General features: G+C 65.2%; 16 protein-coding genes. 10 read left to right on the forward strand and 6 right to left on the reverse strand.

Annotated elements, in window-relative coordinates; all coding sequences use genetic code 11:
- Positions 1-279: 279 nt before the first annotated feature.
- Entirely contained in the window at positions 280-1,017 is a 738-nt protein-coding gene (locus tag SO156_RS04040; RefSeq protein WP_498534048.1) for a DUF599 domain-containing protein, read from the reverse strand.
- 125 nt (positions 1,018-1,142) lie between these two features.
- Here SO156_RS04040 and SO156_RS04045 point away from each other — a divergent pair, with 125 nt between their 5' ends.
- The 5 genes from SO156_RS04045 to SO156_RS04065 all read left to right on the forward strand — a co-directional run bounded on the left by SO156_RS04045 (position 1,143) and on the right by SO156_RS04065 (position 4,310).
- On the forward strand, positions 1,143-1,802 hold the full coding sequence (locus tag SO156_RS04045) for a glutathione S-transferase family protein (RefSeq protein ID WP_498533927.1): 660 nt from the start codon (positions 1,143-1,145) through the stop codon (positions 1,800-1,802).
- Positions 1,803-1,923: 121 nt separating this feature from the next.
- Positions 1,924-2,292 (forward strand): YidB family protein, encoded by a 369-nt coding sequence (locus SO156_RS04050; protein WP_458143025.1) that lies wholly within the window; start codon positions 1,924-1,926, stop codon positions 2,290-2,292.
- A 195-nt stretch (positions 2,293-2,487) separates the two neighbouring features.
- A complete protein-coding gene (locus SO156_RS04055) occupies positions 2,488-2,691 on the forward strand; it encodes a hypothetical protein (RefSeq protein ID WP_156944292.1) in 204 nt (67 codons plus the stop codon).
- Between the two features lie 149 nt (positions 2,692-2,840).
- A complete protein-coding gene (locus tag SO156_RS04060; protein WP_498533928.1) occupies positions 2,841-3,827 on the forward strand; it encodes a hypothetical protein in 987 nt (328 codons plus the stop codon).
- Between the two features lie 42 nt (positions 3,828-3,869).
- The gene (locus SO156_RS04065) at positions 3,870-4,310 is read left to right on the forward strand and encodes a DUF1489 family protein (protein WP_458143029.1); all 441 of its coding nucleotides are present in this window, start codon (positions 3,870-3,872) and stop codon (positions 4,308-4,310) included.
- Between the two features lie 7 nt (positions 4,311-4,317).
- Here SO156_RS04065 and SO156_RS04070 read toward each other — a convergent pair whose 3' ends face one another.
- Together SO156_RS04070 and panC are read right to left on the reverse strand one after the other, a co-directional pair.
- Positions 4,318-5,067 (reverse strand): hypothetical protein, encoded by a 750-nt coding sequence (locus SO156_RS04070; protein ID WP_498533929.1) that lies wholly within the window; start codon positions 5,065-5,067, stop codon positions 4,318-4,320.
- A 70-nt stretch (positions 5,068-5,137) separates the two neighbouring features.
- Positions 5,138-5,989 carry a pantoate--beta-alanine ligase gene (gene panC, locus SO156_RS04075; RefSeq protein ID WP_458143033.1) on the reverse strand — a complete coding sequence of 284 codons (852 nt, stop codon included), beginning with the start codon at positions 5,987-5,989 and terminating at the stop codon, positions 5,138-5,140.
- 315 nt (positions 5,990-6,304) lie between these two features.
- Between panC and SO156_RS04080 the strand changes: the two genes are divergently transcribed.
- The 3 genes from SO156_RS04080 (at position 6,305) to SO156_RS04090 (ending at position 9,319) form a co-directional block, all read left to right on the forward strand.
- Positions 6,305-7,228 carry a division plane positioning ATPase MipZ gene (locus SO156_RS04080; RefSeq protein WP_458143035.1) on the forward strand — a complete coding sequence of 308 codons (924 nt, stop codon included), beginning with the start codon at positions 6,305-6,307 and terminating at the stop codon, positions 7,226-7,228.
- A 344-nt stretch (positions 7,229-7,572) separates the two neighbouring features.
- Complete coding sequence (locus tag SO156_RS04085) at positions 7,573-8,433, forward strand: alpha/beta fold hydrolase (protein WP_458143037.1); 861 nt, start codon at positions 7,573-7,575, stop codon at positions 8,431-8,433.
- A gap of 130 nt (positions 8,434-8,563) precedes the next feature.
- A complete protein-coding gene (locus SO156_RS04090; protein ID WP_498533930.1) occupies positions 8,564-9,319 on the forward strand; it encodes a VWA domain-containing protein in 756 nt (251 codons plus the stop codon).
- Here the strand turns inward: SO156_RS04090 and SO156_RS04095 are convergent, their stop codons facing one another.
- Entirely contained in the window at positions 9,320-9,718 is a 399-nt protein-coding gene (locus tag SO156_RS04095; RefSeq protein ID WP_498533931.1) for a DUF302 domain-containing protein, read from the reverse strand.
- A 125-nt stretch (positions 9,719-9,843) separates the two neighbouring features.
- Between SO156_RS04095 and SO156_RS04100 the strand changes: the two genes are divergently transcribed.
- Positions 9,844-10,569, forward strand: a complete 726-nt coding sequence (locus SO156_RS04100) for a DnaJ domain-containing protein (protein ID WP_458143040.1) — start codon at positions 9,844-9,846, stop codon at positions 10,567-10,569.
- Between the two features lie 227 nt (positions 10,570-10,796).
- Here the strand turns inward: SO156_RS04100 and SO156_RS04105 are convergent, their stop codons facing one another.
- On the reverse strand, positions 10,797-12,605 hold the full coding sequence (locus SO156_RS04105) for a serine hydrolase (RefSeq protein WP_498533932.1): 1,809 nt from the start codon (positions 12,603-12,605) through the stop codon (positions 10,797-10,799).
- 435 nt (positions 12,606-13,040) lie between these two features.
- Here SO156_RS04105 and SO156_RS04110 point away from each other — a divergent pair, with 435 nt between their 5' ends.
- The gene (locus tag SO156_RS04110) at positions 13,041-13,379 is read left to right on the forward strand and encodes a phasin family protein (RefSeq protein ID WP_458143042.1); all 339 of its coding nucleotides are present in this window, start codon (positions 13,041-13,043) and stop codon (positions 13,377-13,379) included.
- Positions 13,380-13,386: 7 nt separating this feature from the next.
- On the opposite strand, the gene SO156_RS04115 is transcribed toward SO156_RS04110, so the two are convergent.
- On the reverse strand, positions 13,387-13,671 hold the full coding sequence (locus tag SO156_RS04115; RefSeq protein ID WP_458143044.1) for a hypothetical protein: 285 nt from the start codon (positions 13,669-13,671) through the stop codon (positions 13,387-13,389).
- Between the last annotated feature and the right edge of the window lie 85 nt (positions 13,672-13,756).

The raw sequence follows: 13,756 nt of genomic DNA on the forward strand, positions 1-13,756 counted from the left end.
GCCGATTTTCAGTCACGCGAGAAGGGGGCGTCCGTCGCACTTGCCTTCTCGTTCCGTCAGTTCGCGTTCAGCAATGCTGGCGGAGTCCACCGAGCGCGACCGTAGCATCCCGTTGAGGTCGTTTACGGCGCGAAGCTGGCGCGAAGCTGGCGCGGTTTCCTCGTAGGTCCTGTCCGCAGCGCAAATGCTGTCTCACGTCGGCAATCGGCCGCGCTGCACCTCGGCCGTTCATCCTTCGAGGCTCCCAGCGCAATGCTTTTGCACTGCGCGGCTCGCACCTCAGGATGACGGTTCACCGCCTTGCCATGACGATTGATCTAGCCCCTTCGGCGCCGCCCGCTCAGGCGCCATCGCCGCCCATGCACTGGACGCAAACTGTCTTCGCCACGTCACGATCACCACCGCGGCCGTCGTCACGAACAGCACCCAGGGGCTGACGAACCAGCCGAGATAGCCGAGCGCAAAGAAGAAGGCGCGCTGGCCGCGGTTGAAGTGCCGGCCGGCCGATTCGAACAGGCGGGAGGTGCGCAGGACATGCGCTTCGGCCTCTGGCGTGCCGCGCTGGGAGGCCGGCGGCATGCCACCGAACAGGATCGCGACATAGTTGAACAGGCGATAGGCCCAGGCGAACTTGAAGAAGGCGTAGACGCAGATCAGGACGAGGCCGACGCACTTCAGCTCCCACAGCGCGGGCGAGGGGCTGAGATCGACCGGCAGCTTGGAGAGGATGACGAGCGCGTCGTTGGTCGCATGCAGCAGTGCCAGCGCGCCGCCGATCGCGAACAGGCTGGTGGAGGCGAAGAAGGCGGTGCCGTTCTGGAGCGAGGCCATGATCTGCATGTCGACCATGCGTGCCTCGCGATCGAGCAGCCGGCGCACCCAGACCTCGCGGTAGCGGTTCATGCGGGCCGACAGGCTGTCGCGGCCATAGGCCGAGTGCTCCAGCGTGATGGCGTAGACCAGCCATTCCAGCACGAAGAAGCCGACCGCGGCGATGTCGATCCAGTATCCGCTCATTGTGACCCCCTCATTGGCGCGCAGGATTGCCATGCATGGTTCGCCGCGGCAACGATTGATTGCGTGCAGGCGATGGCGTTAAAAGCAGCGGCTTGATGGACCAGCGTTTGAGAAGGACCAGTCACATGGCGCTAAGACTCGCGATCGGCAACAAGAACTATTCGTCATGGTCGATGCGCCCCTGGCTCGCGCTGCGCGCCAACGACATCCCGTTCGAGGAAGTCGTGATCCCGCTCTACACCGACAATCCCGCCGACAAGCAGCGCATCATCTCCTTCAGCCGCGCCGGCAAGGTGCCGGTGCTGGTCGACGGCGACGTCACGGTGTGGGATTCGCTCAGCATCATCGAATACATCGCCGAGCGCTTTCCGGAGAAGAAGCTTTGGCCCGACGACGTCGCGGCGCGCGCGCATGCCCGTTCGGTGTGCGCCGAGATGCATTCCGGCTTCATGGCGCTGCGCGGCGAATGCGGCATGAACCTGCATCGGCCGATGCGTGCCGTGACGCTGTCGGCGGATGCGCAAGCCAACATCGCGCGTGTGCAGGAGATCTGGCAGCAGTGCCGCGAGCGCTATGGCGCGGGCGGACCGTTCCTGTTCGGCCGCTTCGGCGCGGCGGACGCGATGTATGCGCCAGTTGTGCACCGCTTCCGCACCTATGCGATCGAGGTCACGCCGCAGACGCGTGCCTATATGGACACCATGCTGGCGCAGCCAGCATTCCAGGAATGGACGCGAGACGGGCTCGCCGAAACGCTGGTCATCGAGAAGTTCGAAACCGCGTAGGCGAGGCGGGATCGGCGCGCAGACAGGAATGTGATTGGGCGCGGCTTGACGGCAGGTCGGCAGGCGGCGCTCAATCGGCGACGAGAAACGCGCATCGGGCGCAAGGGGAGAGAGACGGGCCATGGGAATCTTCGACGCGCTTGAGAACAACCCCGCATTCCGTAGCGCGCTCGGCCAGCTTGGCGCAGCGGTGCTGCCGGCCGTGCTCAACGAGGTGCTCGGCAGCAACAACCAGGGCGGCCTGGGCGCCATCGTCGCCAAGCTCGAGCAGGCGGGCTTCGGGGATCAGGTCAAGTCGTGGCTCGGCAACGGCCAGAACCTGCCGATATCGGCCGACCAGCTCCGCCAGGTGCTCGGCAACGACACGGTCAGGCAGCTTGCCGCGCGCTACAACATCCCGGTCGACCAGATCAGCCAGATCCTGGCCCAGGAGCTGCCCAAGGCTGTGGATAATGCGAGCCCCGACGGAAAGCTGCCCCACGGGGCCTGAGGCGGTCGGCGGTTCCAGACGGTACCCCTGGCGGACGATCTGCCCGCTATCGTGCTGAAAATATTACCAAAATCACACATTTGCCATAGTGGCATAGCGCTGGCCAAGAAGGCCGGCCGCGTGCTATACACCGCGCCGGGCTTCCGGCCGGCCGCCGCAGCGGGACACGTGGGCGCGGCAGGCGTTGTTTGAGTGATGGAGAGGGTGTTGAAGCACAAATTCCCGGTGGGCGCGCGCGTCCTTTTCACGGCCAGCAATATCGCGCGCCCGGCTGCCAGTGGTACCTACGAGGTCATTCGCCTGCTGCCGACCGAGGGTGACGATTGTCAGTATCGGATCAAGAGCTCGACCGAAGCCTTCGAACGGGTTGCCAAGGAAAGCCAGCTCGCCTTGTCGTGACAGGGTACGCAAGGGTGGGATGACGAATTGGAGGTCGACCCGCCGTCAAAAGGCCCGGTTCAAGTCGACATCGTGAGCGGGCTGCTGCTGCTTTGCGGGCAGCTACCATCACTGAATTTCATCTCGGCTCGCGTGAGGGGACGTCGCGCATGAACTGGGCATGGACCAATTCGCTCGACGAAGTCTGGCGCTCGGCGGGCTTTCCGATGTGGCTGACGCTGGCCGCCGCCGGCTTCTTCGGCCTGATCCTTCTGATCACGCTGCTGCGCGCCGAGCGATCGGTCGCCAATGGAGCGCTGACCGTGATCACGCTGCTCGCGATCGGCATCGCGGTCGCGGCGACCATTCGCGCCTACACACCGAGCGGAGAGGGACCGGCGAGCGAAGCCCGCGCGCGGCCCGTGACGACCGCCGCGCTGCCCGCGCTGTCCTGCATTGACGATCTGGCCGGCGACACCGTTCTGGCGGCCTGCGAGAAGGCGCTGTTCGGCTCGCCCGAAGCGACCGCCGCCGCCGTCTCCTACACCGCGGCCCAGATCGGCCGTCTCACCGCGCTCGGCGATGTTGCGGCCGCCGGCAAAAACCTGAGCCCGGAACTCAAGGCGTTGCGACGGGCCATCGAGCACGACCGCTATGGTCTCGTTGCGCAGGTGTTGGTGGCCCGCGACGGTTGCACGCAATTCGATTGCCCCGCGTTCCGTTCGCTGACGGATCAGCAACGGGTCGCCGCCAACATGGACGCCCATGTCTATGAGGGGCTGGTCGCGCGCTACGCATCGAGCTGGAACACGCCGGTGGCGGCGATGCCGGGTGCGGTCGCCGCGCTGCCGCCTTCCGTGCCGACCGGCAAGCCGACCAATGCAGAGTTCCCGAGCGCCGCGAATACGCCCGCGGTGAGCATCATGGCGCCGGAGCCAGCCACGAGGCCGGCCCCGCCATCGGGAACCGCAGCAGCGCCGGCTGCGCCGCGCGCGCCTGCTGCGGCAACTTCGGCGCAAGCCTCGGGGCCGCCGCCGGCTGCCAAGAAGCCGCCTGCTCCGAAGGCTGCGCGTGCGCCTGCGGCTCCGCCGGTTCAGATCGCGCCGGCTGCGCAGCCCGCGCCGGCTCCGGCTCCCGCGGCTGCGGATAACAATTAGTTCGGCTTTCAAAGCCGCGGCCGGCCCGCTAATGCTGGGGGCATGTCACTACATCTGATCAAGCTCGCCGTCGGTTGCGACTCCGTCAAGGAATTGAAGGAGTGGATCGCCGAGCGGATGCAGGCCGCCAAGAAGAAGGGGCTGCCGCAACACCACGTCCACGTCACCCGCATGGTGCCCAAGCGTGGCGACGAGATCCTCTCGGGCGGTTCGCTCTACTGGGTGATCAAGGGCGAGATCGCCGCGCGCGAAAAGATCATCGGCATCGAGCCGTTCCGCGACAAGGACGGCATAGGACGTTGCCGCATCGTGATGCAGCCCAAGGTGATCTCGGTGTCGCCGCGCCCGATGCGGCCATTCCAGGGGTGGCGCTATCTGACGGAAGATGCCGTGCCGCCCGATCTCGGCAAGGCCGCCGCCGGAACCATCGCGGCGATGCCCGAGCCGATGCGGCGCGAGTTGCGCGATCTCGGATTGCTGTAGGTGGCCGCTAAGGCGGCGTGACGAGATGCAGCCGCGCCCAGTCGGTTGACGGCATCTCGATCCCGCGCCCGCCTTCGCCAAGACGGTCCACGATGTCGATCAGCTCCGGCTCGACCCCCATATCGTGCAGGTATCGGCGGTACTGCTCGCCAAAATGCGCCGTCAGGCTCTCGCGCTGCTCAGCCGAGACGTTGGGCGCAACGCGGTTGCGGATAAAGCGTCCCGTCAGCACCACCTTCGCGCCCTGCGGCAGGCTGCGATGCACGCCGCCAGCGAGCATGAGCAGGCAGGCGAAGTCGCAGGCCGGGTTCGGTACCGTCACCCTGGCGTCGAGCGGTCCGCCCGGGCGCTTCAACACAAAGCATTCGGCCTCGGGCTTGCCGGCGCAGGCCTCGACCTCGGTTGCACCGGCGGTGGCGTCGAGGCCGTGGTCGCGCAGGATGCGGCCGAGGCTGGTCGCGACATTGAGATCGGACTCGCCCCAGCTATGGATGACGAGCGGGAGCTTTCGGCCTTGCTGGCGGTCGAGGATCGCGATCAGTCGCTTGTAGCTGTCCCATTGCACGGTGCCCTCGGCGGCGATCCAGTCCGAGCAGCCGGGTCCGCAGGCGCCGGCGGGACCATGGGCGACATAGAAGATCATGGCGTTCGGCGGCGAGCCGAACACGCCGATCGGCGGCCGCTGCTGCGCTTGTGCGATGCCGCCGGCGGCGAGCGCCAGCACACAGCTCGCGATGATCGTGCGGATGGATGACATGCCCTGGCTTTCCACGCCCGCGCCGATCATCCATGCAGGCGAGGAACCGCGCAAGCGCAACCTGGGCGTCCTACACGGGGATATTGTCGATCAGGCGGGTGGTGCCGAGTCGCGCCGCCACCAGGATGCGCAGTGGCCCGTCCTTGCGCGAGGTGACCGGCGCCAGCGTCTCGGCATGGCGGGCTTCAAAATAGTCGGGCGCAAAGCCGGCCTTTTCGATCATCCCGGCGCCATCCGCCATCACCGACGCGATCGCTTCGCCGGCGCGGATCCGCCCAGCGCTCTCCGTCATGGCTCGGTAGAGGGTGGGGGCGAGCTTGCGCTCCTCGGCCGACAGATAGACGTTGCGCGAGGACATCGCGAGCCCGTCGCGCTCGCGCACCGTGCGCGAGCCAACCACTTTGACGCCGAGGTCGAGATCCCCGGCCATCTGCGTCACCACCCGCAGCTGTTGAAAGTCCTTCTCGCCGAAGATCGCGACATCCGGGCGACACTGCGTGAACAGCTTGGCGACGACGGTGGCGACGCCGCCGAAGAAATGCGGCCGGAAGCGATCCTCCAATCCGGCGAGCGCCGGTCCCTGCGGCACGATGCGGGTGGCAAAGCCCTCCGGATACATGGCCTCGACCGTCGGGTGCCAGACGAGGTCGACATCCTCCGCCGCGAGTTTGGCGATATCGGCGTTCCAGGTGCGTGGGTAGGCGCCGAAATCCTCGGTCGGCGCGAACTGAGTGGGGTTGACGAAGATCGAGACGACGACCCGGCTCGCGCGTCGCCTGGCGAGGCGCACCAGCGACACATGCCCGTCATGGAGCGCGCCCATCGTCGGCACCAGTGCGACCGTGGCCTTCCGCTTGCGAAGAGCATCGAGGCTGCGCCGCAGGGCAGGGACCGTGCGGGCGATCAAGGGGCTTCTTGGCATCGCAACTCTTGGCTTCTGGAGTCTTGGCTTCCGGATTCCTGGCTTCCGGAGTCTTGGCTGAAGTCGTGGCCGCCGGGCGACGTTCCGCGGAACAGGGGCTAACCTTAACAAGCGGCACTGGTGGACGCCATGCACCCCGCTGGAGTCAGAGAAGTTTCGCGCGAGCAACAATGCAGCTGGATCACAGACGCGAAATGCGTGTGCGATTCATGATTAAGAACTGCGCGTTGCGATTTGCATTTCCTGTCACGCATTTCACTTGACCGCAGACGCGGTCAAGTGAAGATAATTGTTCGGGGCGTCGAGGATTCCTACATGCTTGTGCAGGCTAGCCAAGGCCAATTGGGCTCGGCGCACGTTGTCGTGCTCGGCAACGAGAAGGGTGGCTCTGGGAAATCCACCACTGCCCTGCACATCGCGGTCGCGCTGCTGAAGGCCGGCCAGCGCGTTGCCACCATCGACCTCGACTGCCGCCAGCAGAGCTTTACGCGCTACATCAACAACCGTTCCGCCTGGGCGCGCCGCACCGGCCTCGCCCTCGAGTTGCCGGTGCATCGTTGCATCAAGCTCGGCGAGACGATGCAGATCGCCGACAACGAGAACTCCGAGTTCCTCCAGTTTATGGAGGCGGTCTCGGCGGTCGAGAGCAACTTCGATTTCATCGTGATCGATACGCCCGGCACCGACAGCTACCTGATGCGGCTCGCGCATTCGATGGCGGATACGCTGGTCACGCCGATCAACGACAGCTTCCTCGACTTCGATGTGCTCGGCACCGTCGATCCCGCCAACTATGCGGTGACCGGCGAGAGCCACTATGCCGAGATGGTTCGCGACACCCGCCGCAAGCGCCGCCAGCTCGACGGCTCGACCTCCGACTGGATCGTCGTGCGCAACCGCCTGTCGATGCTGGGCTCGCGCAACAAGCAGCTCGTCGCCGACGGATTGAAGGAATTGTCGCTTCGGCTCGGCTTCCGCTATGTCGACGGCTTTGCCGAACGTGTCGTCTACCGCGAATTTTTTCCGCGTGGCCTGACGGCCCTCGACGATATCGATGAAGCGACCCTCGGCATGCGGCCCAATCTCGGCCACGTCACCGCCCGCGAGGAGGTGACCAGCCTGCTCCGCCAGCTCAAGCTGCCGCTCGACGAGCGCGGACGCCGCCGCGCCGCGAACCGCGCCGAATGGTTCAGCCAGGTCGACAAGCCGCTCGAACTTCACGACATCCTCGGCGCCTGACCGGGCGCGGTACGCAGCTACTTCCACTGAAGATTATTTCGACGGAGCCGACGGTTCCACGGGAACCGGGTGGGGCAGTCGCGATTGAACCCCGCGCAGACAGGTTGCGTCAAAAGGACCATAGTACCGAACGTAGTGGTCTTTGTGGTCTTGGAATACCGTGCCCGCTAGACGAGTGCAGCGCACAACGAAAGGGCTGCCGGTTCACAATATTTAGCCTTCCCGTCACGTCACTGTGACATATATTAGGGAATAACCGACAAGGGGCCCAAGAGCCTTCAAGCAACACAATTTCAAACGGGAGTTCAGGCCAGAAGAGCCTGAGCGTGAGGCTGAGGACGAACATGAAGCGTGGAATTGCCGTTCTGGTTTCCGTCACCGCCCTGGTAGGCGTTGCCTATTTCACGATGGCGAAGTGGGCCATCAAGCACGAGACGATCACCTTCTACGATGCCTCGCGCGACAACCGCCCGGTGCCGGTTGATATCGCCGTCCGTCGTGACCGCGAGATGCAGGCGGATAGCGGCTTGATCACGCTGCCGGTCGCAGTGATCAACCACGGCAACACCGTCAAGAACACCGAGTATGGCTTCCTCGCCAACGTCTTTGCGATGCGCGGATATCTCGTGGTCAGCCCGCAGCATGATCTGCCGACCGATCCGCCGATGGTGACCAAGCCGGGCGAACTCTATGTCGGCCGCCTGCCGCAGATTTTGCGTGGTGTGGCCAACATCCATCTGGCGCTGCACGAAATGAAAGGCGTCCAGCCCAACGCCAACTACGACAGGGTGACCATGGTCGGCCATTCCATGGGCGGCGACATCACCATGTATTTCGCCAAGCAGTATCCGGACGAGGTCAAGAAGGTCGTGACGCTCGACAATCTGCGCGTTCCGTTCGTCACTGCCGGCAAGTTCAAGATCCTGTCCTTCCGCTCGAAGGATCCGCAGTTCAAGACTGATCCCGGCGTGCTCCCGACGGACGAGGAGTGCGAGAAGGCGGGCATCACCGTCGTGAAGACGGACTTCCAGCACAACGACATGCGCGACACCGGACCGGATGGCGCGAAGAGCTCGATCCAGGGCATGCTCGACAAGTTCCTGGCGGACACCGACAGCGAAGTGGCGCCGGTTGATACCCTCAACGCGCCGCCCAAGGTGCTCGAGCCAGGCCCGGTCGCGCTGATGGGACGCTCCAAGAGCTGACGCTTCCGTCGGCGGCGAATTTTTCTCATTGCCAGGCCTCCGCTGCTGACTGCCGCGGAGGCCTTTGCACATTGACCGATCATGGCGCGCTCGCCACATATTGGCGGTGTAGTCCAGTGTGCGAGCAGGGATGTCCGGCGAACCGACCAAACCACGAAGCGGCGATGCCGTGTCGGCGCGGGCTGAGGCCGACGGCAGCTTGCCGCAGGCCAAGACGTCGACCAGCGACGACATCGCGGCCTTCGTCGCCAAGGCGCGCGCGATGTCGCCACATGCGCCGGGCGCGAAGGGGCGGTTGATTTTCGCGCTTGACGCCACGATGAGCCGGCAGCCGACCTGGGACATGGCCTGTGCGCTCCAGGCCGACATGTTCCGCGAGGCGGCCGCCCTCGGCAGCCTCGACATCCGGCTCGTCTACTACCGCGGTTTCAACGAGTGTCGTGCGACAGGATGGATCTCCGACAGCACCAAGCTCGCGCACCTGATGAGCAAGATAGATTGCCGCGGTGGCGACACCCAGATCGGCAGGGTGCTTTCGGAGGCGCGACGCGAAGCGGCATCCTCAGGCGTGCGTGCGGTGGTTTTCGTCGGCGATGCCATGGAGGAGAAGGTCGACGAGCTCTGCGCCAAGGCCGGCGAGCTCGGCATGCTCAAGGTCCCCGTCTTCATGTTTCAGGAGGGCCATGATGCGACCGCCGAGCAGGCGTTCCGCGAGATCGCACGGCTGACCGGCGGGGCCTGGTGCAGGTTCGATCCGGGCGCGGCGGCGCAACTGCGCGAACTCTTGCGCGCGGCAGCGGCTTACGCCGCGGGTGGCCGCGAGGCGCTGCTCAGGCTGGCCAAGACCACGAGCGGCGCGGCCAAGCTGATCGGCCAGGTGAGGTAGTCAGGCGGCCGCCGTATCCACGACCGCTCGGATCGCCGCACTCATCCTGCCGACCGCCTCGGCAGCATCGGCGCCGACCTCGTGCCGTCGGGCGAGCCAGGCGGGATCATTGTAGGACAGCCAAGTGTCGCCGGACGCATCCTGCCAGACCAGCGCCTTCAGCGGCAGGTCGATGCCGATGGTCTGAACGGACTGCATCAGCGGCGTGCCGGCCCTGGCGTTGCTGAAGATCAAGACCTCGGTCGGCGGCAGCGACAGCCCGGCCTCCGCGGCGCCAGCGGCGTGGTCGATCCGCGCGAAGACCCGCATGCCCTTCGCCTTCACCTCGGCTTCGAGCCGGTCCATCGTTTCCCTTGGCCCGTGATGGCTCGATCGGGTCACCAATCCCTCGGCGCTCATCGCACGCTCCGTTCTGCGCTGCGTCGGCCTCACTTTCCGGCGGAAGAGCGCCCGCGGCAAACGAACTTCTCGTGTGTCGGAAGGTCGTCCATGCTTTTTGCGAGCGGGCAGACTATATTCGGAGCATGCCGACCCTGATTGCCGGCGCTGTCGCCGTTGTCACGCTTTATCTGCTGCTCCAGATGTTCCGTTCCGCCAATCCGGCGGTGCTCGCGCGTGCCATCAAGGTCGGCGGCGGGGTCGTGGCGCTGGCGGTCGCGGCGTTTACGGGGCTGCGGGGCGAACTGGCGGTCGCGATCCCGCTTGGCATCTTCGGTGCAGGCCTGCTTGGCTGGACGCCGCTCGCGAACTCCAGCTTCGGCAATATCGGCGGCCTGTTCGGCGGTGCGACGCGCTCGCCCGGGCAGACCTCGCGCGTCCGCTCGCAATTTCTGGACATGCGGCTGGACCACGAATCCGGCCAGCTTGCGGGCGAGATCGTCGCCGGGCCCTATGCCGGGCGTTCGCTCGACGAGTTCGATCTCGCCGCGCTGCTTGCGATGTGCCCCGCCTTCGACGCGGAGAGCGTCGCGCTACTCGAAAGCTATCTGGACCGCCGGTTTCCCGCCTGGCGTCAGAACGCGCAGGGAGATGCGGCAGGGCGGCAGGGACGCGCGGCGCCGAGCGGCAAAATGACGGCGGAGGAAGCCTATCAGATCCTTGGCCTGCAGCCGGGAGCGGGGCGCGAGGAGATCGGCCGGGCCCACAAGACCTTGATGAAGAAATTGCATCCCGACCAGGGGGGCTCGACGTATCTCGCTGCCCGGGTAAACGAGGCCAAGGATACTCTGCTTCGCACGCATAACGGCTAACTCCGGCAACTAACGCTACAAACGCCCGTACCGCGTCAGCTCCGTACTGCTCTGTCTGCCGTCGCCCCGATGTCGCCCGCCATTGTCGGCGTGGTCGATCCTTTGAGCAAAAACTTAACCGTAAATCGTTGACGAGAGGTTGTTGCGAAACGGCCTTCGCGCTTGCCTGAAACGACGATGCCCGCGCACGAGGCGCGGGCATCGGGATCGGGTCTATTTGGTCACCGTCAGTTGCGGACGGTGATGCAGGAGATGTCGGCGCGCTTCAGCGTCCGGCAGACCGCCTCCGCCTGGTCGCGCTCGAGCCCGGCAAAGCGGGCACGGAACAGCTTGCGATTGTCCTTGGCGACGACCTCGGTGAACGGATCGGCCTTGCTGAGCAGGCCGCGGGCCGAACTGCGGGCGGCTTCGATGCGCTGCTGCGCCTCGTTCTCGCTCTCCAGCGCGCCGACCTGGACGATCCAGCCGCTATGTGTGACGACCGGCTTGGTCGTTGCGCTCATCTGGATCGGCTGCGGGGCCGGCTCCGCCGAGGCGAGTTTTGCGGCAGGCGCGGGCGCGGGGGCCGCGGCGCTGGACGCCGGCAGGACGCCGAGGATGCCGTTGCCGGTGCCAAAGCCCGGCGGCTGCGGCGGCATCTCGCTGCGGGCGACTTCAGGCTTGGCAATGACGTCCGGCTTGTTGACGATGTCGGCCTTGGCGACGACGGCGCCGGAGGTTTCCGCGACTTCAGCACGGGCGCTGGAGATCGTGTTGGTGATTGGCGGGGCCGGTTGCGACGGGGCGGCGGAAGCGACCTTCACGGCGCCGGCCTTGACCTGAACCGTCTTTACCTTGACCGGCTTCATCGGCTCGGAGGAGCCCGGAATGATCGAGAGCGGCTGGCTCGAGATCACGCCATTGGTCAGCGGCGCGGGTTCGACCTTGGATTCGACTGCCTTGGGCTCCGGCTTGGCGGCCGGCGGCATCGCCGCGGTGGCAGCGGCAAGCGCGGCGAGGCGCGAGGGGCGCGGCGCGGGCGCTTCCGGAGCGGGGGCTGCGGCGGCCTGGACCTGCGGTGCTGCACGCGCTGGCGTGTCGGCGACGTCGGTGCTGGTGTCGGCACCATTGCGCTCGGTGATGGCGGCCACGGTGCGGGTGCCCGCGCCCTTCTCGAGGTTCTCCGCGAGCAGGTTGCGCATGATGGCGTCGCGCGAGCCGCCGCTGCGGCCGCCCAGGACCACGCCGACCAGGAAGCGGTTGCCGCGGTGAATCGAGCTGACGAGATTGAAGCCGGACGCACGGGTGTAGCCGGTCTTGATGCCGTCCACGCCCTCGACGCTGCCGAGCAGGTGATTGTGGCCCGTGATCGTCCGGCCGCGGAAATTGAACGCCGTGGTCGAGAAGTAGCGGTAGTAGCGCGGGAAGCGATCCTGGATCGCACGGCCAAGCGTGGCCTGGTCGCGCGCCGTTGTGTTCTGCTCGTCGTTGGGAAGGCCTGAGGCGTTGCGATAGACCGTCCTGGACATGCCGAGCGCACGCGCCTTGCGCGTCATCATGCTGGCGAAATCGTCCTCGGTGCCGCCGATATATTCGGCCATGACGACCGCGGCGTCGTTGGCGGAACGGGTGACGAGGCCCTTGATCGCGTCCTCGACCCGGATGGTCTGGCCGGGCCGCAAGCCCAGCTTGGTGGGATCCTGATCGGCCGCATGTTCAGACACCGGCATCTCGGTGTCGAGCTTGACCTTGCCGGACTCCAGACGCTCGAACAGCAAATAGAGCGTCATGATCTTGGTGAGCGAAGCGGGGTGACGAATTCCGTCGGGACTCGTCGCTTGCAGCACCGCGCCGGAATTGCCGTCGACGATGATCGACGCGAATTGCGGGCTGTAGCTCTCACCGGAGTCGCGATGCACGCGGTGCGCATAGTGCCGGCTGCGATGGCGCCGCGCCTCGGCAGCATCGGTCGTGAAGATGACCGCGGTGGTGATTGTAAGAAGCCCGAAGACCCCAGCCCGCGCCAAGCGCGAGGAAGACCAGTTCTTACGAAGCATGAAACCCCGTCCCCGTTTCTGACTTGATCACCGGCTCGTGAGGCAAAATTGTGCCCTCCAGATCCGGGACCATGACCGGCTTGATCCGCCAATCCGCCGGCGCTCATCGTCGGCAATTGGGGCTCAAGCCGCTGTTCTGGCTAAGGCGATGTTCTCAAACGGTTTTGACCGCTTGTCGGAAGCTGAACACGTCCAGGGAATCAGGGTAGGGGCGCTCGGTTTCCAAAAGCTTAAGGAACCCTTGCGTAGATATCCGAGAATCACCTCAAGTTGCATGCATTATTGTGCGTCGCACAAGATTCTTGACTTTTTTGTGCGTTGCACTAATTATGGGCAGCGTCGGGCGGCCCCAAGGAGAACTCCAAGGCTTGAGAGATCCAAGGCTTGAAAAATCTAAGGCTTCCGGACGAGAGCCAGGGAAAAAAGGATTCCATGATGTTCAAGGTTGAAGACTTTCAGAGCTACGGGAAAGAGCAGTTCGAGCAGTGCGTCGCCTCCGCGACCTCGGTGCAGCACGGCATCCAGGCGATCGCCAGCGCCTATGGCGACTACACCAAGAAGTCGTTCGAAGACACCAAGTCCTTCGTTGAGAAGCTTTCCGGCGTGAAGTCGCTGGACAAGGCGCTTGAAGCGCAGACCGATTTCGCACGCTCCGCCTACGAGACCTTCGTTGCGGAATCGCAGAAGATCGCCGGCCTTTACAACGACCTCGCCAAGCAGGCGTTCAAGCCGGTCGAGACCATCGTCTCGAAGTTCACCCCGGCCGCTCAGTAACACTTCGTCAAGTCCTGGAATCGGAAAAGCCCGGCTGGTTCAGCCGGGCTTTTTTCGTGGCCGCGTTCGCGAGGCCTATTTGCGAGACCCAGAGCTTGCTGAGCGCAATGCGGACCTTGTTGAAGGTCGTCGCGATCGCGGTCGAACTCGGCAGCATGAAGAACTTGTCTGAGCTGCTCGCGCAGTTCTGCTGCTGCTTGCGCTCGTTGATTTGATGGTCGCTGCAGTTCGTGACACGGGCTGTCGCCGGCGAGGCTTTGCCGGTGAAGAGCGCGATTGGATGGCTGGTCAATTCGACCGTAGAAAACCGGAGGTGCCGGCCTGGAAATGGTTGCCGCGGGTTGACGTCGGGTTCCTGGAAGAGGGCAGAAAAATCT

Source organism: Bradyrhizobium sp. UFLA05-125 (assembly GCF_059803515.1).

Bases quoted from the DNA above. Each gene is read 5' to 3' on its own strand.
- SO156_RS04040 (WP_498534048.1), bottom strand. From the start codon at position 1,017: ATGAGCGGATACTGGATCGACATCGCCGCGGTCGGCTTCTTCGTGCTG.
- SO156_RS04045 (WP_498533927.1), top strand. From the start codon at position 1,143: ATGGCGCTAAGACTCGCGATCGGCAACAAGAACTATTCGTCATGGTCG.
- SO156_RS04050 (WP_458143025.1), top strand. From the start codon at position 1,924: ATGGGAATCTTCGACGCGCTTGAGAACAACCCCGCATTCCGTAGCGCG.
- SO156_RS04055 (WP_156944292.1), top strand. From the start codon at position 2,488: ATGGAGAGGGTGTTGAAGCACAAATTCCCGGTGGGCGCGCGCGTCCTT.
- SO156_RS04060 (WP_498533928.1), top strand. From the start codon at position 2,841: ATGAACTGGGCATGGACCAATTCGCTCGACGAAGTCTGGCGCTCGGCG.
- SO156_RS04065 (WP_458143029.1), top strand. From the start codon at position 3,870: ATGTCACTACATCTGATCAAGCTCGCCGTCGGTTGCGACTCCGTCAAG.
- SO156_RS04070 (WP_498533929.1), bottom strand. From the start codon at position 5,067: ATGTCATCCATCCGCACGATCATCGCGAGCTGTGTGCTGGCGCTCGCC.
- panC (WP_458143033.1), bottom strand. From the start codon at position 5,989: ATGCCAAGAAGCCCCTTGATCGCCCGCACGGTCCCTGCCCTGCGGCGC.
- SO156_RS04080 (WP_458143035.1), top strand. From the start codon at position 6,305: ATGCTTGTGCAGGCTAGCCAAGGCCAATTGGGCTCGGCGCACGTTGTC.
- SO156_RS04085 (WP_458143037.1), top strand. From the start codon at position 7,573: ATGAAGCGTGGAATTGCCGTTCTGGTTTCCGTCACCGCCCTGGTAGGC.
- SO156_RS04090 (WP_498533930.1), top strand. From the start codon at position 8,564: ATGTCCGGCGAACCGACCAAACCACGAAGCGGCGATGCCGTGTCGGCG.
- SO156_RS04095 (WP_498533931.1), bottom strand. From the start codon at position 9,718: ATGAGCGCCGAGGGATTGGTGACCCGATCGAGCCATCACGGGCCAAGG.
- SO156_RS04100 (WP_458143040.1), top strand. From the start codon at position 9,844: ATGCCGACCCTGATTGCCGGCGCTGTCGCCGTTGTCACGCTTTATCTG.
- SO156_RS04105 (WP_498533932.1), bottom strand. From the start codon at position 12,605: ATGCTTCGTAAGAACTGGTCTTCCTCGCGCTTGGCGCGGGCTGGGGTC.
- SO156_RS04110 (WP_458143042.1), top strand. From the start codon at position 13,041: ATGTTCAAGGTTGAAGACTTTCAGAGCTACGGGAAAGAGCAGTTCGAG.